At 26.1% G+C, this 21,537-nt stretch carries 18 protein-coding genes and 1 other annotated feature (1 of these 19 running past the window's edge); of the genes, 8 read left to right on the plus strand and 10 right to left on the minus strand.

Going from position 1 to position 21,537, the window contains the following annotated elements; translation table 11 throughout:
• Positions 1-49, plus strand: a binding site (T-box leader) (it extends 192 nt beyond the left edge of the window).
• A 142-nt stretch (positions 50-191) separates the two neighbouring features.
• Positions 192-1,589 carry an asparagine--tRNA ligase gene (gene asnS / locus GBZ86_RS00200; protein ID WP_152886608.1) on the plus strand — a complete coding sequence of 466 codons (1,398 nt, stop codon included), beginning with the start codon at positions 192-194 and terminating at the stop codon, positions 1,587-1,589.
• 138 nt (positions 1,590-1,727) lie between these two features.
• Here the strand turns inward: asnS and GBZ86_RS00205 are convergent, their stop codons facing one another.
• From GBZ86_RS00205 to nrdG, 4 genes are all read right to left on the minus strand, one after another.
• Positions 1,728-4,208, minus strand: a complete 2,481-nt coding sequence (locus tag GBZ86_RS00205; protein ID WP_152886610.1) for a polysaccharide lyase 8 family protein — start codon at positions 4,206-4,208, stop codon at positions 1,728-1,730.
• A gap of 166 nt (positions 4,209-4,374) precedes the next feature.
• Complete coding sequence (locus tag GBZ86_RS00210; protein WP_152886612.1) at positions 4,375-5,853, minus strand: leucyl aminopeptidase; 1,479 nt, start codon at positions 5,851-5,853, stop codon at positions 4,375-4,377.
• 132 nt (positions 5,854-5,985) lie between these two features.
• Positions 5,986-6,525: a hypothetical protein gene (locus GBZ86_RS00215; protein ID WP_152886613.1), complete on the minus strand. Its 540-nt coding sequence runs from the start codon at positions 6,523-6,525 to the stop codon at positions 5,986-5,988.
• A 163-nt stretch (positions 6,526-6,688) separates the two neighbouring features.
• Positions 6,689-7,198, minus strand: a complete 510-nt coding sequence (nrdG, locus tag GBZ86_RS00220; RefSeq protein WP_152886615.1) for an anaerobic ribonucleoside-triphosphate reductase activating protein — start codon at positions 7,196-7,198, stop codon at positions 6,689-6,691.
• Between the two features lie 175 nt (positions 7,199-7,373).
• On the opposite strand from nrdG, the gene GBZ86_RS00225 reads away from it, so the two are divergent.
• Positions 7,374-8,024, plus strand: coding sequence for an HD domain-containing protein (locus tag GBZ86_RS00225; protein ID WP_152886617.1), 651 nt, complete (start codon positions 7,374-7,376; stop codon positions 8,022-8,024).
• Between the two features lie 89 nt (positions 8,025-8,113).
• Here GBZ86_RS00225 and GBZ86_RS00230 read toward each other — a convergent pair whose 3' ends face one another.
• The gene (locus tag GBZ86_RS00230) at positions 8,114-9,502 is read right to left on the minus strand and encodes an MATE family efflux transporter (RefSeq protein WP_340162474.1); all 1,389 of its coding nucleotides are present in this window, start codon (positions 9,500-9,502) and stop codon (positions 8,114-8,116) included.
• A gap of 387 nt (positions 9,503-9,889) precedes the next feature.
• Between GBZ86_RS00230 and GBZ86_RS00235 the strand changes: the two genes are divergently transcribed.
• The 3 genes from GBZ86_RS00235 to GBZ86_RS00245 are packed head-to-tail and all read left to right on the plus strand — an operon-like array spanning position 9,890 to position 11,770.
• A complete protein-coding gene (locus tag GBZ86_RS00235) occupies positions 9,890-10,264 on the plus strand; it encodes a GntR family transcriptional regulator (RefSeq protein WP_152886618.1) in 375 nt (124 codons plus the stop codon).
• Between the two features lie 2 nt (positions 10,265-10,266).
• Complete coding sequence (locus GBZ86_RS00240) at positions 10,267-11,130, plus strand: ABC transporter ATP-binding protein (protein ID WP_152886620.1); 864 nt, start codon at positions 10,267-10,269, stop codon at positions 11,128-11,130.
• Positions 11,123-11,770: an ABC-2 transporter permease gene (locus GBZ86_RS00245; RefSeq protein WP_152886622.1), complete on the plus strand. Its 648-nt coding sequence runs from the start codon at positions 11,123-11,125 to the stop codon at positions 11,768-11,770. The genes GBZ86_RS00240 and GBZ86_RS00245 overlap by 8 nt, the downstream gene beginning before the upstream one ends.
• A gap of 74 nt (positions 11,771-11,844) precedes the next feature.
• On the opposite strand, the gene GBZ86_RS00250 is transcribed toward GBZ86_RS00245, so the two are convergent.
• From GBZ86_RS00250 to nrdD, 4 genes are all read right to left on the minus strand, one after another.
• Positions 11,845-12,840: an isocitrate/isopropylmalate dehydrogenase family protein gene (locus tag GBZ86_RS00250; RefSeq protein ID WP_340162475.1), complete on the minus strand. Its 996-nt coding sequence runs from the start codon at positions 12,838-12,840 to the stop codon at positions 11,845-11,847.
• The gene (locus tag GBZ86_RS00255) at positions 12,830-14,767 is read right to left on the minus strand and encodes an aconitate hydratase (protein WP_152886626.1); all 1,938 of its coding nucleotides are present in this window, start codon (positions 14,765-14,767) and stop codon (positions 12,830-12,832) included. The genes GBZ86_RS00250 and GBZ86_RS00255 overlap by 11 nt, the downstream gene beginning before the upstream one ends.
• A gap of 20 nt (positions 14,768-14,787) precedes the next feature.
• Entirely contained in the window at positions 14,788-15,936 is a 1,149-nt protein-coding gene (nifV, locus tag GBZ86_RS00260; RefSeq protein ID WP_152886628.1) for a homocitrate synthase, read from the minus strand.
• Between the two features lie 286 nt (positions 15,937-16,222).
• Positions 16,223-18,340, minus strand: coding sequence for an anaerobic ribonucleoside-triphosphate reductase (nrdD, locus tag GBZ86_RS00265; protein ID WP_152886630.1), 2,118 nt, complete (start codon positions 18,338-18,340; stop codon positions 16,223-16,225).
• Between the two features lie 256 nt (positions 18,341-18,596).
• Here nrdD and GBZ86_RS00270 point away from each other — a divergent pair, with 256 nt between their 5' ends.
• The 3 genes from GBZ86_RS00270 to GBZ86_RS00280 all read left to right on the plus strand — a co-directional run bounded on the left by GBZ86_RS00270 (position 18,597) and on the right by GBZ86_RS00280 (position 21,109).
• The gene (locus tag GBZ86_RS00270) at positions 18,597-19,673 is read left to right on the plus strand and encodes a DUF3048 domain-containing protein (RefSeq protein WP_152886631.1); all 1,077 of its coding nucleotides are present in this window, start codon (positions 18,597-18,599) and stop codon (positions 19,671-19,673) included.
• A 142-nt stretch (positions 19,674-19,815) separates the two neighbouring features.
• Positions 19,816-20,664 (plus strand): DegV family protein, encoded by an 849-nt coding sequence (locus tag GBZ86_RS00275; RefSeq protein WP_152886633.1) that lies wholly within the window; start codon positions 19,816-19,818, stop codon positions 20,662-20,664.
• A 4-nt stretch (positions 20,665-20,668) separates the two neighbouring features.
• Complete coding sequence (locus GBZ86_RS00280) at positions 20,669-21,109, plus strand: PadR family transcriptional regulator (protein ID WP_152886635.1); 441 nt, start codon at positions 20,669-20,671, stop codon at positions 21,107-21,109.
• A 122-nt stretch (positions 21,110-21,231) separates the two neighbouring features.
• Here GBZ86_RS00280 and GBZ86_RS00285 read toward each other — a convergent pair whose 3' ends face one another.
• Positions 21,232-21,420 (minus strand): ferredoxin, encoded by a 189-nt coding sequence (locus tag GBZ86_RS00285; RefSeq protein ID WP_152886637.1) that lies wholly within the window; start codon positions 21,418-21,420, stop codon positions 21,232-21,234.
• Positions 21,421-21,537: the final 117 nt, after the last annotated feature.

Here is a 21,537-nt window from a genome sequence, read left to right on the forward strand (position 1 = left end):
TTTTTATAGCAATTTGGGTGGTATCGCGAATATCCCATTCGTCCCATTATGTGGATGAATGGGTTTTTTATATTTATTAAGATATTTATAGAATTTTAGAATAAATTCTTAATAAATAAAAGAATGTTTTCTAAAATTCTTTAAAATTACGAAAAATAAATTAAAATACACTTGAAAGTGAGGATTATAAAATGAAAGATGTAGTTTTAGTTAAAACTCTTTATAGACATACTAATGAGTATGCTAATAAAACTGTAAAAATTTCTGGTTGGGTAAGAACTTTAAGAGCTTCAAATGCTTTTGGATTTATTGAAGTAAATGATGGTTCTTTCTTTAAAAATACTCAAATAGTTTTTGATAGTGCTAAAATTGAAAACTTTAAAGAAATTTCTAAACTACCAATAAGTTCATCAATTACAGTTATAGGAACTCTTATAGAAACACCAGATTCTAAACAACCATTTGAAATTCAAGCTGAAAATATAATTATAGAAGGAATGTCTCATTCAGATTATCCTTTACAAAAGAAAAGACATACTTTTGAATATTTAAGAAGTATAGCTCACTTAAGACCAAGAAGTAACGCTTTTTCAGCTGTATTTAGAGTAAGAAGTGTTGCTGCTTATGCTATTCATAAGTTCTTCCAAGATAAAGGATTTGTATATACTCATACTCCAATTATAACAGGTTCTGACTGTGAAGGTGCTGGAGAAATGTTTAGAGTAACTACTTTAGACTTAAATAATGTACCAAAAAATGAAGATGGAACTATAAGCTTTAAAGAAGATTTTTTCCAAAAGGATTCTAATCTTACTGTTTCAGGTCAATTAAATGGTGAATGTTTTGCATTAGCATTCAGAAACATATATACTTTTGGTCCAACATTTAGAGCTGAAAATTCAAATACAGCAAGACATGCTGCTGAATTCTGGATGATAGAACCTGAAATTTCATTTGCTGATTTACAAGATAATATGGAATTAGCTGAGGATATGTTAAAGTACGTAATTAAATATGTTATGGATGAGTGTCCAGAAGAAATGACATTCTTTAATCAATTTATTGACAAAGGATTATTAGATAGATTAAACCACATAGTAAACTCTGATTTTGGTAAAGTTTCTTACACTGAAGCTGTTAAATTACTTCAGGAATGTGGAAAGCAATTTGAATATCCAGTTGAATGGGGTATTGATCTTCAAACTGAACATGAAAGATATTTAACTGAAGAAATTTATAAAAAACCAGTTTTCGTAACGGATTATCCAAAAGATATAAAAGCATTCTATATGAGAATGAATGAAGATGGAAAAACAGTTGCCGCTATGGACTGTTTGGTTCCTGGAATTGGAGAAATAATTGGTGGAAGCCAAAGAGAAGAAAGACTTGACGTGTTAAAATCAAGAATGGCTGAATTAGATCTTAATGAAGAAGATTATTGGTGGTATTTAGAGCTTAGAAAATACGGAGAAACTAAACATTCTGGTTTTGGATTAGGATTCGAAAGATTAATAATGTACATTACTGGTATGTCAAATATTAGAGATGTAATACCTTTCCCAAGAACTACAGGAACTGCTGAATTTTAAATAAAAAAAGTGTGGAATTAAAAAATTTCACACTTTTTTTATCACTTTTTATTTAAGATATTTTATTTATATAATTTTAAAAATTATATTCATTTATTATTTTATATTTTTAAAATTTTTACAAACTAATTTATGTACTTACTTTCCTTCTAACTTAACAGTTAATTCAAATGATTTTCCCATAGCATTTTCAGTATTTACATTAAATGATATTTTATTATTATCAAAATTTAGTTTAGATATATTTTTATCTGAAGAAACTAATTCTATACCTGGTTTATTTATTTCTATAGTTAAATTATTTTGTTTAAAAGTAGGATCAGAAACTGATATAGTCAAAGTTCCATCTTTATTTTCTTTAGTCATAACAGATGCTTTACCTAGTGATGTAATAGATCCTGAAGTATTTTTACCATCAACCCAAAAATTAGCTGCTTCTATATTTAATTTTTTATGCTTAACTCCTTGAGCTATTTTATCATTTCTAATAATCTCAACTTTAGAATTTTCCGAATAATTTTTCACTTCATTTTTAGACATTCCAGGTAATAAAACATAACTGTATTTACTATCTTTTATATTTCTACCATGATTTATATACATAGTTAGATAATTATTTTCTGCTGGTTTATCACCTTTAGCACTGTTTATATCATTCCAATTTCCTTTTCTATTTTCTCTTATAATATTTAAAGTTTCTCCTTCTGGAAAATAATATCCAATATCAGCCCCAGCATTATCTCCTTGTAAATATGCCCATTTAACATTATTTATTTTATCTTTATCACCTAAATTGGCTACTTTTAAATCTCCATCAATAATAAATGGATTTGTTCCTTTTTTATTTATTTTTCTATTTTCAATAATAGTTTCTGTTGAATTTTCTTTATCTGGATTAGTTATTGCAGAACCTAATGCTACAATTTCATTATCAAACATAAACCATGATTTATTAGCTTTTAATTGATCATTTTTATTATTTATTTGCATTCCTGCAACACCATAAATACCTATTTTAGTTCCACCAGACCAGTCATTATTTCCAAGTTCATAATAAACGTTATTTTGTTCTAAAGATCCAGGGTTTATTCCAGATAATATTTTTTTATCTGTCTTTCTTTTTGTATCTACAGTTGTTCCTGGCATTCTATATGGATCTATAGTTGGCCAAAAATTATTAGAAAATTGAGTCAAATCATTGTTATAAAGATAAGTCATTCCATCCCCTTGATGCCAAGGTTTCAAATTTTCCTTATTCATAAACTCATATTTAGTAATTCTACTTGAACTTCTTGAAATACCAAAAGCATAATTCTCTCTTTTATGAACAGTTTTATCCATAATATTTAATGCATAATGATCTGCATCTTCCTGATTAACTATTATATCTTTATCCTTTAGTATTCTATAGTATTCATTTATAACATTTATAGAATTAAAACTTGTTCCAAAATCAAAAACTGTTTTTGCTTCTTCAGCCCATTGTTTAACTAAAACTTTTATTTTATTAGACATATCTTTTGGAGCAATCATAGAAATTTTAACCATTCCTTGTATTATTCCTGATGCTTGTTTAAATCCATCACTATTATATCTAGAAATAGATCTTCCTCTAACCATATCCATAACATAACCTTTATATATTATTGGTTGAAAACTTTCAGATATCCATTTATATATGTTATCTTTTTTTCTAGATTTAATTTCCCAAGGAGTACCTTCTGTTAAGTAAAGTATATTTGATACCTTATCTATAAGAACGTTTCCATATGAACCAGTATAAGCTACAACTCCATGTTGTACAAAAGATCCATCTGAATAAAATCCATCACCCTTTGTTACATAATCAAATACACTAATAATATCCTGTGATCCTTCCAATATTTTACTTTCATCTTTAGAAATAATACCTTGTAGCAATTTATTTATACATACATCTGCTAAATTTGCTCCTGTATGATACTTACTTCCTGGATTTATTTCTGGTAAAAACTTTTGAATTGACTTCATATAATTTTCTATTTGAGTCTCTGTGAAATCATCATACATAAGAATTGTTATGTTATTTATTTTGGCAGGAATACCAATCATCCAATCCCACCAATTTCCATATTTATTTTTATTCTCATTATATGCGTTAGTGTATAGCCAATCCATTGCATATGTAATTTTATTTTTTAAATCTTCATTTTTATAATATTTATTATTTGGCAAATTATATGCCATTGACATTGTTAATATATTATTATACATTGAAGTTATTTTTGCAGGAACTGTTTTATATTCTTTAGAATCTTCCCAAAGCCAATCATTACTTTTATTCATATTTATGGTAGATGAAAGTTTGTCCGTTTGCTTTTCATACCATTTAATTTTTTTAACTATAGTTCCATTAGATAAATCTAACCTATCTCCACCAGTTAAATCATTTTTCCATTTTAGTCTTAATTCTTCTATTAATTGTTCTTTATTAGATTTTATTTCTTTCTTTGATACATTTATGGAATTATCATTAACTATAGCTGCACTTACTACTGTTCCTATAGTTGTTGTAGTTAAAATACTACTTACTAATGCTGTTGCAATAATCATTTTTATAAAATCTCTACTTTTTAGCATGAGCCCTCCATAATTAAATCTTATTTATTATATAAACTTTGTTTCATATTATGAAACAAAGTTTCATTTATAACACCATTATTGTATACCATTACAAGTAAAAAATCAACATATCTATATAAAAATAGAATATGGTAAATATATTACCATATTCTATTTAAAGACTTTATATTCTATTTTTTATAAGTTCATATAGAGTTCTTATTCCAGCTCCTGTTGCTCCTTTTACACAATAATCCCAAGAAGAATCAATATAAGCCGGACCAGCTATATCTAAATGTAACCAAGATTTATTTTCAACAAATTCTCCTACAAATAATCCTGCTGTTATAGCCCCAGCATATTTTCCACCTATATTTTTCAAATCTGCTATATCAGATTCTATAAGCTTTTTATAATCATCAAAATTAGGCATTTGCCACATTTTTTCTCCTGTAATATCTGTTGCTTTTTTTAATTCATTATAAAATTCATTATTATTAGTTACTACAGCAGTTACATCTGTTCCTAAAGAAACTACAGCTGCACCTGTTAAAGTAGCTACATCTATAACCTCATTAACTTTTTCATTTCTAATAATATAAGTAATTGCATCTATAAGAGTTAATCTTCCTTCTGCATCAGTATTTAATACTTCTATTGTCTTTCCTGCCATTGAGTTTATTATATCTCCTGGTTTATAAGCATGACCAGATATCAAGTTTTCACAAGCCGCAACTACAGCTATAACATTTGCTTTTAATTTATTTTTTGCAATAGAACACATGGCTCCTATAACTGTTGCCGCACCTCCCATATCAGCTTTCATGGTAACCATACCTTCAGTTGATTTTATTGAATATCCACCAGCATCATAAGTTATTCCTTTACCTACCAACCCAATTTTTTTGTCTTTATTTTCCTCATCACCAAAATATCTCATTATAATTAATCTTGGTTTATTGTCCGAACCCTTACCTACTGATAAAAATGCATCCATCCCTAAAGCTTCTATTTCTATGTCATTAAAAATTTCAACTTCAAAATTATACTTTTCTCCAAACTCTATAGCTTTTATTCCTAAAGTTTCAGGATAGATAACATTAGCTGGTTCATTAACTATATCCCTAGCATCATATATAGATTTTACAATATTATTAGTTTCATCTAAACTTTTTTCATAGTCTTTTATTTTAATATCATCTATTTCTTGTCCATCAATATATATATTTATTACTTTTTGTTCACTTTTATTTTTCTTATATTTATCAAATTTATAAGCTGATAAATTTAATCCTTCTGAAATAATTTTAAGTGACTCTTCTACTGATATATTGTTAATATTTATAAACTCAAGAAAAATTTCTTCGCTTTTTAATTTTTCTATAGTTTTTTGAACTTTTCCAAAAGCTCTTCTTAACTTCTCTCTATTAACATCCTCTTCTTTACCTAACCCTAAAATTATTACATCTTGAATTACATCATTAACATTTCTTGTTAATTCAGCTATCTCTCCAAAACTTCCTTTGAATTGATCTTTATTTTTTAATCTAGCTAATTTTTTATTAATTTCCTTATCTTCAACTTGTAACTTTTCTTCAAATAAAGGTAATACTATAGTATCTACTTCATTTGAAGTTTTTCTTTTAATCCATACATTATACATCTTAATCACCTCTTACTTTCTAATTGTTACTAATAATTATATTATACTACTTTTTATTTTTTTAAATTATAATAATAAAGTCATGATTGTTAGTAATATTCTAATAAAATCATGACTTTTAAAAAATATTCTTTATATACTTTGTATAATACTTAAATAAGTTTTAAATTTTTTATATTCTTCTAAATCTTTAATAAAATCCTTAGAACTTTTATCTTTGTTAAAAGCTTTTTGTGAAATTATAATATGCTCTACTGAAGATATAGTAATATATAAATCATTATTAATAATCAAAGCATTTTTAATTATGTTCCAAGGATATATTTTAGTTTTAGAATTATACTTAACATTTAATCCTTCATTTAATAATTCTACACTACATTGACCAAACATATTTAATTCTTCAAAAAGTTTAATATCTTTTTCTATTTTCTTTAATAGTATTTTTTTATTTTTTATATTACAATACAAAGAAAATACTCCCCACCCACCAAGAGTAATAATATATAAAATATCAGAAAAATTTTTATTATTCACCAGAAATAATCTAGTCATTATTATTACTAATATACAACCTATAAATTCCAATAAAACTTGATATCTTAATTCATAATTTATATATTTTACTCTACATTTTTTATATAATTCTTTTGTTAAATTAAAACATAACATCAAGTCCACCCCCCTATACATAATAATTATTAAAATCTTATTTATCTTAATTTTTTCTATTTATTCTATAAATTTACACAAAAAATTTCTAAATTATAATATCTCTTTCTTAATTAATATTATAACAATCTTTATATCTATTATTACATTTTTTATTAAATAATTAATAATTTAACACTATAATCTTATTAGTAGTTAAGCTTTCTTTAACATCTATTATTCTTTGATTAGTAGACCCCTTATATTTTAATCCATTTTTTATTTTATTAATTTCAAATTTACCTTCAACTAAAACATTTATATTTTGTAAAAGTTCTTTCCACCCATTTTTCCTATGCAAATTTTCTAATATATATTCAAAGGTGTATCCAGTATAACACCATATATTTAATCCTAAACTGCTTATTTCTTTAGCCATGTACGCAAATTTTTCAGCTTGCTCTAAAGGATCTCCTCCACTAAAAGTTACTCCTTTTAACATAGGATTAGCTTTAATATCTTCTATAAGTTTATCCATATTAAATTCTTCACCTAAATTAAAATCATGAGTATCTTTGTTAAAGCATCCTAGACAATTATGTTTACATCCTTGTGAAAAAAAAACTCTTCTCATACCTGGTCCATTTACTAAACTTTCATAAGCAATTCCTGCCAATCTTATATTTTTTTCCATTCAATTCACCTCATAAACATAATAACATAATAATATTATGAAATTATTAAATTTATTATACAAATATATTATTGTTTTATTATATTTTAAATTTATAAAATTTTATCTTTAATGATTAAAAAAATAATACTTGGACAACATTATAATAGATATTAAATTAGGGGGAATTAAAATTATGACTGATAAAGAATTATTTTTGCAAATTGAAAAACATTTATTAGAGGATGCTAATCCATCTATATATTTAAGAAATATTTTAAATAATGAATCCTTTAAAAACTCAATATTTTCTATATTATATGAATTAAAAAATATACAACAAAATCCTAATTATCATCCAGAAGGTTGCGTTTTAACTCATACTCTTTTAGTAGTTGATGAAGCTGCAAAAATTAGAAAAAAAGCAAATAATAAAGCCGCTTTTATGTGGGCTGCTCTTTTCCATGATATAGGTAAAGCTAAAACTACTTTAGAAATTGATGATGAAATTGTTGATAAAAATCATGATAGGGTTGGCGCTGAGATGGTAAGACGTATTTTACGTGAAGTTAGTACTAATAATAACTTTAATAATTATGTTATAAATTTAGTTAAACATCATATGACTCATTTTTATGTTTTAAATAAATCATCATATGGAGAAGTTCACCATATGATTTATAATGCAAATATATATGATTTAGCACTACTTTCTTATTGTGATAGAATTGGTAAAAACATAGTAAATCCAACTACAAAATATAAAATCTTAAAATCTATAAATCAATTCTTAAATATAATTTCTAAACGCACATATAAAAATTATTCTTCTTTAAATATAAATTAAAATTTATTTAATAAGACATAACTAAATTAATCTATATATAGATAAAGAGTAGACTTCTAAAGCCTACTCTTTTTATTGATTTACAATATTTACATTTCTAATTCTAAATTATTAGGAATTTCTATATCACTTATAACATTTTTTAGCCATTTTCCCGTTTTTAATCTTCTAGTTTGGAATATTGCTTTTATTATTTCTTCAGTACATATTAAAAAGAATACTCCCTCAATAGGTAATTTAAGTAAAATAGCTCCTATAAAAGAAATTGGTACAGAATAAAACCATATAGTACATCCTTGAAGAAGCATAGCAAAAGTAGTATCACCACCACCCCTAAATACTCCAATTATCATAACCATATTATAAGATCTTAATGTAAAAAATACTGCCATTATTTTTAGCACTTTTATAGTAGAAGTATACGTTTCAGTAGTAACATTAAATGGTTTAAGAACTAACGGTGCCATTAACCATATAACTATACCTAGCAAAAATCCAATAACTATTGACATTTTAGCAATATTATGTGAATACTCTCTTGCTACTTCTTCCTCATTAGCTCCTATTTTATTTCCAATAATTATAGTAGCTGCACTAGCTAATCCTACTAATAAAACTAAAAATAAATTATTTAAAGTAGTTGCTATTTGCATTGTAGCTACTGCATTTGTTCCAATGCGTGCATAAGCTATTGAATAAGCTGTTAATCCAATAGACCAAACTAATTCATTAGCTATAACTGACCAAGATGTTTTAAAATACACTTTTATAGTATTAAAATTAAAGGTAAACATATCTTTTAATTTAGCTGCTACTTTATTATTAGTTATATATATTACACTAATAATAAAAATCATTTCTATAAAACGAGCTATTGTTGTTGCTAATGCAGCTCCACTAACACCCATAATAGGTGCTCCTAAATTACCAAATATAAATACCCAATTTAAAAAAGCATTTGTTAAAACACCTATTAAACTAGCATACATAGGCAATTTTACTTGTTCAGTACTTCTTAAAGCAGATGAATATGCTTGAGTAAAACTCATAACTAAACAACTTATAGAAACAATTTTAAGATATGATGAACCTAAAGTAATAACCTCTGAATCTTGCGATAAAATCATCATTATTTCTTCTGAAAAAAATGCCGCTCCTAATCCAAACAATATAGAAGCAATTAATCCTATAGTAATATTAACACCTAAAAATGTTTTAATATTTTTAACATCTTTCTTGCCCCAAAACTGAGCCATAAATATACTTGCTCCAGCATTTATTCCCATAATACATAAAGTAAAAATAAAAATATACTGATTTGCTAACCCAACAGAAGCTATAGGTGCTTCACCTAATCTACCTACCATAACATTATCAATTAAATTTAATGATGATGTTATAAAACTTTGAACAGTAATAGGTAATGCTAAAGCAAACATAGTTGATAAAAATATTTTATCTTTTAAAATTTTTTTCACTATAAATCCCCCTTAATTTTATAAGCTTTAGCCAAATATACCTGCCTTTATTGCTTAAACAATAACTCATACCCTATGAAAAATGGCTAAATTTTCAAAACACATAGGATAGCCAATTTTAAAAAATCCGAACAAAAAAAGAAAAGCATTTGGGTAGTCAAGCCGCCCAACCACTTTTCTTAGTTGCTTTTATTTTCTTATAAAATTATATTAAAGTCAATACTCAAATTATACTTTTTTGTTAATTTTTCCATTAAGCTATTGACTTCACTTTCATTACTGTATATTCTATATATATACAGTATATACAATATATACATTTAAAAATTGAAAGGATGTGACCAGGAAAAACAATAATTTTCAAAAATATTGTTTAACCCTAAACTTATGGATTTAATTATTTCAAACACATCTTCTATAGCTCTATATGAACAAATAAAAGAACAAATAAAAACTCAAATATTAAACAATAAATTAAAGGATGGAGATATACTTCCATCTATAAGAACTTTAGCTAAAGAATTAAAGGTTAGCATAATAACCAGTAAAAGAGCTTATGAAGAATTGGAAAAAGAAGGATTTATTGCAACAGTACCAGGTAAAGGAACCTTTGTTGCATTGCAAAATAAAGAAAGACTTAAAGAAATACTTATTTATGATTTAGAAAATAAGCTAGAAGAAATCATAAAAACAGCAAAATGCTTAGATTTATCATTAGAAGAATGCTTAGAAATATTAAAAAATTTATATGAGGAGGTATAAAAATGAATGCTATTAAAGTGAAAAATCTTAAAAAAACTTTAGGTAAATTTACTTTAGATATAGAAAACTTAAACATAAAAAAAGGATTTATAACAGGATTTATTGGTGAAAATGGTGCTGGAAAAACTACTACTATAAAACTTTTAATGGGAATGCTAACCCCTGATGTAGGATCAATTGAAATATTCAATAAAAATTTAACACAAAATAATATTGAAATTAAAGAATCTATAGGATATGTTGGAGATTTATGTGGTTATTTAAAAGAATCACCTATTAAATTAATAAAAAAAAATATTGCACCTTTCTTTAAAAATTGGGATGAAAATTTTTATAGAAAATATATAAAAAAATTTTCTATAGATGAGAATAAAAAATATATGGAATTATCTCATGGTAAGAAAAAGCAATTTGAACTTACTATGGCTCTTAGTCATCATCCTAAATTACTTATAATGGATGAACCTACAGCTAACCTTGATCCTATAATTAGAAATGATTTTTTAGATATATTATTGGATTATATGCAAAATGATGAAATAACTATTTTCTATTCTTCACATATAACTTCTGATTTAGAAAAAACTTGTGATTATATAATTTTTATTCATAATGGAAAAATTATCTTAAATGAAGAAAAAGAACTTCTTATGATTAATCACACATTAATAAAAGGTAAAAATGAACTTATTGATAAAGAAACTAAAAAATGTTTTGTTTCAATAAAAACTAATGCTTTTGGTTTTGAAGGATTATGTGCAAATAAAAATCAAGCTTTTGAATTATTTGGACAAGAAGTTATTTATGAAAAACCTTCTTTAGAAAATATTATGATGTATTATATTAGGAGGAATAACAATGAATAATATTATTAATTTAGTAAAAAGAAATTTTACTACTGTTTTATTAAGTAAAAAACATATTTTATTTGTAGCAGTTGCTTTCATCATTGCTAGTATTTCTTCACCTAATTTTGCTATAATATCCTTCTCAATGATGCTATATTCTTTATTTTGTACGCCTGCTTACTACGAAGAATTTAGTAATACAGACTATTTAATAGCTACTTTACCCATAAATAAGAGTGACTATATTTTATCTAAATATATTACCTTATTAATTGAAATGATTTTTTCTTTGATATATGCTCTTGTTTTATTTATTATATCTATGAGTTTAGCTAAAATTTCATTGTCTTCTTCCCATATATTAACCTTTATTGGTTCATGCTTAGTTATAGGATTATTATACATATCAATAATAGTTCCTACAGTATTAAAATGGGGCTTTGCTAATATTAGATATATATTTATATTTATAGCTATTAGTAGTTCTATCTTAGCTTCATCAGTTTCTGAAATTATTATAAAAACTAGTACTATACAAAATTTATTAAATAATATTTCATTTTTAATAGCATTAACCTTTACTATGATTATTATCATTTTTATTGCTTCTATTTTCCTATCAATATCAATATATAAAAAAAAGGAACTTTTACAGTAACGAATATGAATCCTTCTTTTATTAATAAAAGAAAATGGAGTTAATAAAATTTTATTAACTCCATTTTCTTTCAATTATATATATTTACATACTTCTTCTACAAATTCAGTAGTAGATGCATTTCCACCTAAGTCTTCAGTTAACTTTTCTCCATTTAAAAATACTTTCTCTAAAGCTTTTTCTATTTTTAAAGCATAGTGCTCTTTTTTCAAATATCTTAACATCATTATTGCTGATTGAATTAATGCAGTTGGGTTTGCCTTGTTTTTACCAGCTATCTGTGGTGCGCTACCATGTACTGCCTCAAAAACAGCATATTCTTTTCCTATATTAGCACCTGGTATTATACCCAATCCACCAACTAATCCAGCACATAAATCTGATAATATATCTCCATACAAATTAGGCATAACCATAACTTCATACTTTTCTGGATTTAAAACTAAATTCATAGCTGCTGCATCTACTATTAAATCATTAGCTTCTAAATTATATTGCTTTGATATATTTTTAAAAATATCTAAAAATAATCCATCAGATAATTTCATAATATTAGCTTTATGAACAGCAGTAACTTTTTTTCTACTATTATTTTGTGCATAATTTAAAGCAAATTCACATATTCTTTCACAGGCTGGCTTAGTTATTAACTTAATACTTTCAGCACCATAATCACCTATTTTATGTTCTATTCCAGTATATAAATCTTCAGTATTTTCCCTTACAATAACTAAATCTATATCATCATACTTAGAATTAATGCCTTTAAAACTTTTAATAGGTCTTAAATTTACATACAAGTTTAACTCTTGTCTTAAAGTTACATTAACACTTTTAAACCCCTTTCCTATAGGTGTGGTTATTGGACCTTTTATAGCAATTTTATTTTTTTTTATACAATCTATAACATGATTAGGAAGTGGTGTTCCAAATTTATCTATTTGAGATTCACCAGCTTCAACTTCTTCCCATTCTATATTAATTCCAGTAGCCTCAACTACTTTTTTCATAGCTTTAGTAATTTCTGGACCTATACCATCTCCAGGAATTAAAGTTATTTTATTCATTATTCTCACCACCCTGTAACTTAGTATAATTTAATTTTCCTCCAGCTTTTAATATTTCTATTTCTTTATTGGTTAGTTCTACTTTAACCTTAAAATTAGTGCTTTGAGTTAAATTACTCACACAAAAAAATTTTTCATGTAAATTTTCTAAAATATTATCTATATATATTTTGTCTAACAAGCATATCTTTTTATAATCTTCTTCATTTTCAAAAGTCATAGGTATTATTCCACTATTTATTAAATTAGCTTTGTGTATTCTAGCAAATGATTTAGCTATTACACCTTTAATACCTAAATATAGTGGTACTAAAGCTGCATGTTCTCTACTGGAACCTTGTCCATAATTATCTCCGCCAACTATAAACCCTCCAAGTTGTTCTTTTGCTCTTTTGGGAAACTCTTTATCTACTGTATTAAAACAATACTCTGAAAGATATGGTATATTACTTCTAAAAGGTAATAATTTTGAATTTGATGGTATTATATGATCAGTTGTTATATTATCTTCAACCTTCAAAATAATACTTCCTTTTAAATTTTTAAATAATTTAGTATTAACCGGGAATGGTTTAATATTAGGTCCTCTTTTAACTTGAACTTCTTTTCTATCAGTTGAAGGAGAAATTATCATACTATCATCTACAATAAATTTTGAAACTTTAATATCCGAAAAATCTACATTATAATCTGTTGGATTAGTTAAATATCCATTAATTGCACTAATTGCTGCTACTTCTGGACTAACTAAATAAATCTTAGCAGATAAAGTACCACTTCTTCCATAAAAATTTCTATTAAAAGTCCTTAAAGATACGCCATCTGTTTTCGGTGATTGTCCCATACCTATACATGGACCACAAGAATTTTCTAATACTCTTGCACCTGCACTTATTATGTCTGCTAAGGCTCCATTTCTAGCTATCATTTCCATAACCTGTTTTGATCCTGGTGCTATTACTAAACTAACATCTTTATAAACTTTTTTTCCTTTTAATATTTTTGCTACTTTCATTAAATCTTCATAAGAAGAATTTGTGCAACTTCCTATTGCCACTTGATCTATTTTCATACCTTCAAGGTTTTTAACCGATTCCACATTATCAGGACTATGTGGTTTAGCAACTAAAGATACTAATTCTGTTAAATTTATAGTGATTTCTTCATCATAGATAGCATCATCATCACTTTTTAATTCTTTCCAATCACTAATTCTGTCTTGGCTTTTTAAAAAGTTTAATGTATTTTCATCACTTGGAAATATAGATGTTGTAGCTCCAAGTTCAGCTCCCATATTTGTTATAGTTGCTCTTTGAGGAACTGATAAGTATTTTATTCCTTCACCTCCATATTCAAATATAGTTTCAATACCACCTTTTACTGTCTTTCTTCTTAAAACTTCTAAAATAATATCCTTAGCAGATACCATCTTATTAAGTCTTCCTACTAAATTAATTTTACAAACTTTTGGAACTTTAATATAATAAGCACTACCTGACATGGCTAACGCTACATCTAATCCACCAGCTCCTATAGCAATCATTCCTACTGCACCAGCTGTTGGAGTATGACTGTCAGCTCCTATTAAAGTTTCTGCCGGACAGGAGAATCTTTCTAAAAATATTTGATGACATATACCATTACCTGGTTTAGAAAAATATACACCATATTTATCCGCTACTGTTTGTATATACTTGTGATCGTCTGCATTTTCAAATCCTTGTTGTATCATATTATGATCTATAAATGCTATACTTCTTTTAGTCTTTACTTTTTCTATCCCCATAGCTTCTAATTGAAGATATGTCATAGTTCCAGTAGAATCTTGTGTTAATGTTTGATCTATTTTTATTCCTATAGAAGCTCCTAGTTTAAGCTCTCCTTCTACTAGATGTTCTTTTAAAATTTTATAAACTAAATTTCCCCCCAAAATTATTGCCCCCTTTTTATTTATTGCTCCTCTAATAAATCATTATATATTTGAACTAATTCTTTATCGAAAAGACTTCTTTTTAACATTACTGATAATTCTCTTACTTTTTGTAACATTTTATTAGACATATTTTCATTTAACTCAATACTATATTCTTTAAATTTATTTACTAAAGCAGCCTTTCCTGAATGTTTTCCAATAACTATTTGTCTTTCTAGTCCAACTTCTTTAGGATTAAATGCTTCATAATTTTCTGGATTTTTTATAGCCCCATCTGCATGTATTCCAGATTCATGTTTAAACATATTACTTCCAACGATAGCCTTCCAAGCTGGCAACTCTCTCCCTGAAGCTTTAGACACATATTCAGATACTTCTCTAAACATTTTTGTATCCACATTCAATTCATACCCATGCACATACTTTAACCCCATTAATACTTCTTCTAAAGCTGCATTTCCAGCTCGTTCTCCTAATCCATTTACTGTTACTCCTATATAATCTGCTCCTCCTATAACACCAGCTATAGCATTAGATGTAGCCATGCCAAAATCATTATGTGTATGCATTTCTATAGGAAATTTTGTTTTTTCAATAAGTGTATTTATATTACTTTTAATATTAAAAGGATTCATTATTCCTACAGTATCACAATATCTAAACCTATCAGCACCAGCTTTTTTAGCAGCTTCAATAAAAGTTATTAAAAACTCTATATCTGCTCTTGATGAATCTTCTCCATTAACTGATACATATAGTTTATTCTTTTTAGCAAATTCTACTGTTTTAATCATATTCTCTATAACCCATTCTCTAGAAGTTTTTAACTTATGCTGTATATGAATATCTGATACAGAAATAGAAATTGCTACTGCATCAACTTCACAATCCATAGAATGTTCAATATCTGAAATAACTGCTCTATTCCATGCCATAATACTACTTTTTAATTTTTTTTTACATATTGCTTTAATAGATTTTTTTTCATCTCCTCCCATAGCAGGTATACCCACTTCAAGTTGATTTACCCCTAAATCACTTAACATTTGAGCAATAGTTAATTTTTCATTATTAGCAAATACTACCCCAGCTGTTTGTTCTCCATCTCTTAAAGTTGTATCCACTATATAAATTTTTTTACCATTAACTTTATCTATAATCGCCAAACTTTATTCCCCCTAATGAATTTTAATTAATATAATACCATACCACCTAATATTTTTCCATATAGTTACATATTAAAAAAATTTATACATTAAATTTACTTTTTATTTTAATAATTTAAAAAATTTATTATTAAAATAAAAATTCAGAACAAAATCTGCTTCGCAGACTGCCTTCGGCACTTTAATTAAAGTTATCTACAGATTTTTAAAATTATAATTTCCTAAAGAAAAAAAGCTATATGCTTTTCTGCATATAGCTCATATATAAATTTAATATTTTATTTTTTTACACACAAAAATAGGCCTTTTTATTGCCTTCTAAATGAGATACTCTATCTGATCTTTCTTCATTTTTACCTGGACCAAATCTCTCATCTAAACTTAAATAGCCTGTTACTCTTGATATACCTTGAATATCTTGACTTCCACAATTTAAACAAGAACATTCATTGTTATGAAGATATGTTCCACAAGATTTACAATATCTAATATGAAAATTTACACCTAAATAGCTTATATTAGTATTTCTATAAGCATAATGTAATATATCCATTATAGTTTCTCCATTAGGACAATCATCTACTTCTAAATAACTTATATGCCCACCATTACATAATTTATGATATGGCGCTTCAATATCGATCTTATTCTTTATTGATGTTGCATAATAAACTGGTACATGATAACTATTTGTATAATAATCTTTATCTGTTACACCTTTTATAAGTCCAAAAGCTTTTTTATCTTGTTTTATAAACTTACCAGATAAACCTTCTGCTGGTGTAGCATAAAAACTCCAGTTTAATTTAGTTTCTTCTGATAATCTATCTGTATATTGTCTCATATACGATATTATTCTTAATCCTAATTCTTTAGATTCTTCATCTTCTCCATGATGTTTTCCTATTAACGCTATTAAAGTTTCAGCTAATCCTATAAATCCTATTCCCCAAGTACCTTGTTTTAAAATTGGTTCTATAGAATCATCTAATCCTAAGTTTTCAGCACCTTTCATTAGCCCTTGACCTGCTACAAAAGGAAGATCTTTAACCCTTAAATTTTTTAATACATTATATCTATGTATTAAAGACTCTTTTGCAATATTTAATCTACTATCTAATATTTCGAAAAATTTATCTAAATCTCCTTTAGCTAATATACCTACTCTTGGCAAGTTAATAGTTGTTGGAGCAATATTTCCTCTACCTTTACATCCTGGTTCCCCATTCATATTACTCATTAAATAAGTTCTACATCCCATTGTTGCAGGCATATAACCCATATCATAATAAGTTTTATTAAAATCTGCATCTATATTCATAAAAGTAGGATTCATTCTTTTAGCTGCTACTCTACAAGCTAATTCAAATAGATAAAAATAAGGATCTTCAACCTCCCTATTTACTCCATCTTTAACTCTGAAAATTATATTTGGGAATATAGGTTGCTCTTCTCTTCCTAACCCTTTTTCATATTCTAATAAGAATATTTCACAAACTAAAGCTGCATCTTCTGATTCAGGAATTCCTAAATTAATAGAACTAAAAGGAACCTGTGAACCCGCTCTTGAATGCATAGTATTTAAATTATATACTACACCCTGCATAGCTTGATGAACTCTTTCTCTAAGTTTTTTATTAACTAACTCTTCTAATTTATCATCAGTTATACCTAATGACTCATATTCTTCTCTAATTTCTTTTCTTGTTGGATCTACAAATATGCTCATATCATTGTCAAAATCAGGATGAGATTGACCACCAAACATATCATTTTGAGTTGATTGTAGAAGTATACAAGATAATTCCGCTGCTGTTTCTATTCTTTTTGGTTTATTTATTGTTCCATAACCTGTATTAAATCCATTTTCTAATATTTCCTTTGTAGGAATATGCAAACAATTAGTTGTTAAATTATAACTATCTAAATCATGATAATATACATCACCATTCTCATGTGCTTTTGCTAAATGTTTTGGCATTCTAGCTAAATTATGCCACTTGTTTGATTCGGAAGCTATTCTTAAAAGCTTTGATGAGAAGTTGTTTCCTACATTAGCATTGTCTCTATCTGTTTCAACTCCAATTTTACTAATAGCTTTCATTAAATCTGATTTTATTTCTCTTACTCTTGTTCTTTCTTTTCTATAATTAGAATAAGCATTAGATATATTTATAAATCCATTATCTTTTAATGCTCTTTCTACTAAATTTTGAATCTCTTCAACTGTTACCTTTTCTTTTCCGGCCATTTCAATATAGTTTAAAACTTTTTGTATAGTATCTAACACTTGACTTTCTCTTATGTTTACGCCAACTTCGTTAGCTGTTCTTTTAATTGCACTACCGATTTTCTCAGCATTAAATTTTACTTCTCTACCATCCCTTTTCACAACATGTAGCATTTTATTTCCTCCACTCCACTATATATTGTACCGACTTATTATACTCCACTAAATTAATATATGCTAATTTAAAAAATTCCTTTTAAGTAATATGTTTTTTATTACGTCCGTTTTTCTTCTATTTTTAAGCATTTATTAATTTTTATGTCTATTGACACAAGAAACTTTAATCTAACCATTATATTCTTTTCAATGAATATAATTCCATATTTTGTGGAAAAATAAGAAAAATAATTAAAGGAGATTTTAAATAATTATGAGAAAAGTATTGTTTTTATTAAGTTTAATTGTTATAGGCTTTATTAGTGGTTCCATTATATATAAAATTACATACAAATTATATGATACATCATCTATATGTAATTTACCACATGATAATATTATAACTGAAGCTTCTGTTGACACATCTATTATAAATAATAAAAATACTATTACTGAAGAAACTATTTCAAAATTATCTCAATATACTGGAGAAAAAATTTCTAGTTTATCAGAATCTAAATTTCCCTTCTTTTGTATTATAGAAAATTCAGTAAATTCAAGGCCTCAAAGTGGACTTTCAGAGGCTGATATAGTATATGAAACTTTAGCTGAAGGTGGAATACCTAGATTTTTAGCTTTATTTAATAATAATTCTCCTAAAAAAATAGGACCCGTAAGAAGTGTTAGACCTTATTTTATAGATATAACTAAAGAATTTAACCTTCCTTTTGCTCATTGCGGAGGTAGTGCAGAAGCACTATCTACTATATCATCTAATAACACATTACAAAGCATAAATGAAATTGCTCAAACTAATTTTTTTTGGCGTGATAACGATAGAGCAGCTCCCCATAATTTATATACTTCCGCTGAAAACATTAGAAATTTTATAAATTTAAATGATTTAAATACTTCCTCAGAAAATTTTTTGAAATTTGATTCAGCTTACTGGAATTATGAAGAATTAAATGAAGTAAATTTTATAAAATTTTCTCCTAGTAAAAATTATTCTACTAATTATAAATACACAAATGGAAAATATGTGAAATATATGGATAATGAATTAGCAATAGATAAAAATAATAATAATCCTTTAACTTTCAAAAACATTATCATTCAAAAAACTAAAATTAGTTTACATCCTGATGGAAATCATATAAATATAAATTTATTAGGCTACGGTGATGGTTATTTATGTTCTAATGGAAAAATAGAAAAAATAACTTGGAGTAAATCTACTGAAACTTCCCCAACTTTAATAAAAAATTCTTCAGGAAAAGAAGTTCCTCTTTCTTCTGGTAACACAATATGGCATATTATAGACTCAAATACTGAGCTATTCTTTGAATAGTAATATTAAAAGAAAAAATTGTCTAAATATTTAGACAATTTTTTCTTTTTTTAAACTATATCACTATTGATATCATTATCAGTTATGATATAATTCAATTAATGATAACAATTTTACATAAATTAGATAGGGGGACAACCACATGGAAAAAATAGCTATTTTAACTGATAGTTCTTGTGATTTAAATGAGGAAGAACTTAGGCAAAAAAATTTATTTTTAATACCACTAAAAATTATTTATAAAGATAAAGAATTTAATGACAAAATTGATATAACCACTGAAGAAGTTTATGCTAATCTAGAAAATGAAATACCAACTACTTCATTAGCATCTCCTGATTATATTAATTCTGTTTTAGATAAAATAGAATCTGAAGGATATACTCATGTTATTGCAATATTTATTTCAGAAACTTTATCTGGTACTTTTAATGCTGCTAGACTAGCATTAGAACACCGTCATAATAAATTTAAATATTATTTATTCAATAGTAAAATTATAGGTTATCCATTAGGTACAATTGTTAATAGAGCGTTACATTTAGTTAGTGAAGGAAAATCTTTTGAATACATAATTAAAGAATTACCTTCTATTAGAAAAGCTACAACAGGATATTATACTCTTAATACTTTAGAATATTTAAAACGTGGTGGAAGAATAGGAAAAGTTGCTGGTACAGTAGGTGAATTGTTACATTTAAAACCTATTATATCTGTAAATGAAGAAGGTGCCTATTGTTCTGTAGCTAAAGCAAGAGGAAGAAAACAATCTTTAAATAAATTAAAAAATTTAATAATTGATGAATTAGATAAAGAAAAAAGTCGTGTTTGGATATTACAAGGACATGCTAAAGAAGAGGCTGAAGAATTAGTTAAACAATTAAAATATCATCCTAACTTATCTTTTATAGAAATTAGAGATATCGGTGCTGCTATGGCTGTTCATGCTGGTCCTGGTATGATAGGAGTTGCTATACAAAAGGATTTTTAAAATTATGGATAAGTTAAATTTTATAAAAGCGGAAGAAAAAAGATTATATGAAGAATATAAAAATAAACTTTCTGAATTAAAAAAAATTCAAAAAGAAAAAGATGCAGTAGGGCAAGTATTTACTAAAGGATTACTGCCTATTTATACTTTATATATTCTTAGTTTAAGCCCAACCAATGGAAATGATATTTGTCATAAAATTGGTGAAAGAACCGATGGCTTATGGATTCCTAGCACCGGTGGAATTTATCCTCTTCTAAAAAAATTAGAAAAGCAAGAATTAATTGAAGGACATTGGGATCATCCCGAAAAAAAATTCCAAAAAATTTATTCTCTTACAACCAAAGGAATAAAAGAATATAATAGTAAAAAGCATTTACTAAAACCTAAAATTGAAGAAGCTTTAGAAGTTTTTAGAATGATATATTCTGACTTATATAACTAAAAATTCAGGTTAATTTTAAAATAATGTTTTAATCTAATTTTTATAAAATAAAAGCCTATGTAAACTTTATACTAGTTAAGCATAGGCTTTTATCTTATTTATTCTATTAATAATATTTAAATTTATTCAATTGATATAGCATTTACAGGGCAATTTGATTCTGCTTCTTTAACTGCACCATCACAGTTACTTGGAACTTCCGGAACTATAACTCCTGCTTTTCCATCATCTTGCATATCAAATACTTCTGAACATATTGATGGACATAATCCACAACCTATACAAGTATCTTTGTCAACCATTGCTTTCATATAATATATCCTCCTATAATAAAATTCAACATTATTAGTATTCTCAAAAATTCAAATTTTATTATAGAATTTTTTATGAACTAAAAAAAATCGTAATTTTTTAAAACAATTATTTAA

The sequence above is a fragment of the Clostridium tarantellae genome, assembly GCF_009295725.1.
Classification (GTDB): Bacteria; Bacillota; Clostridia; order Clostridiales; family Clostridiaceae; genus Sarcina; species Sarcina tarantellae.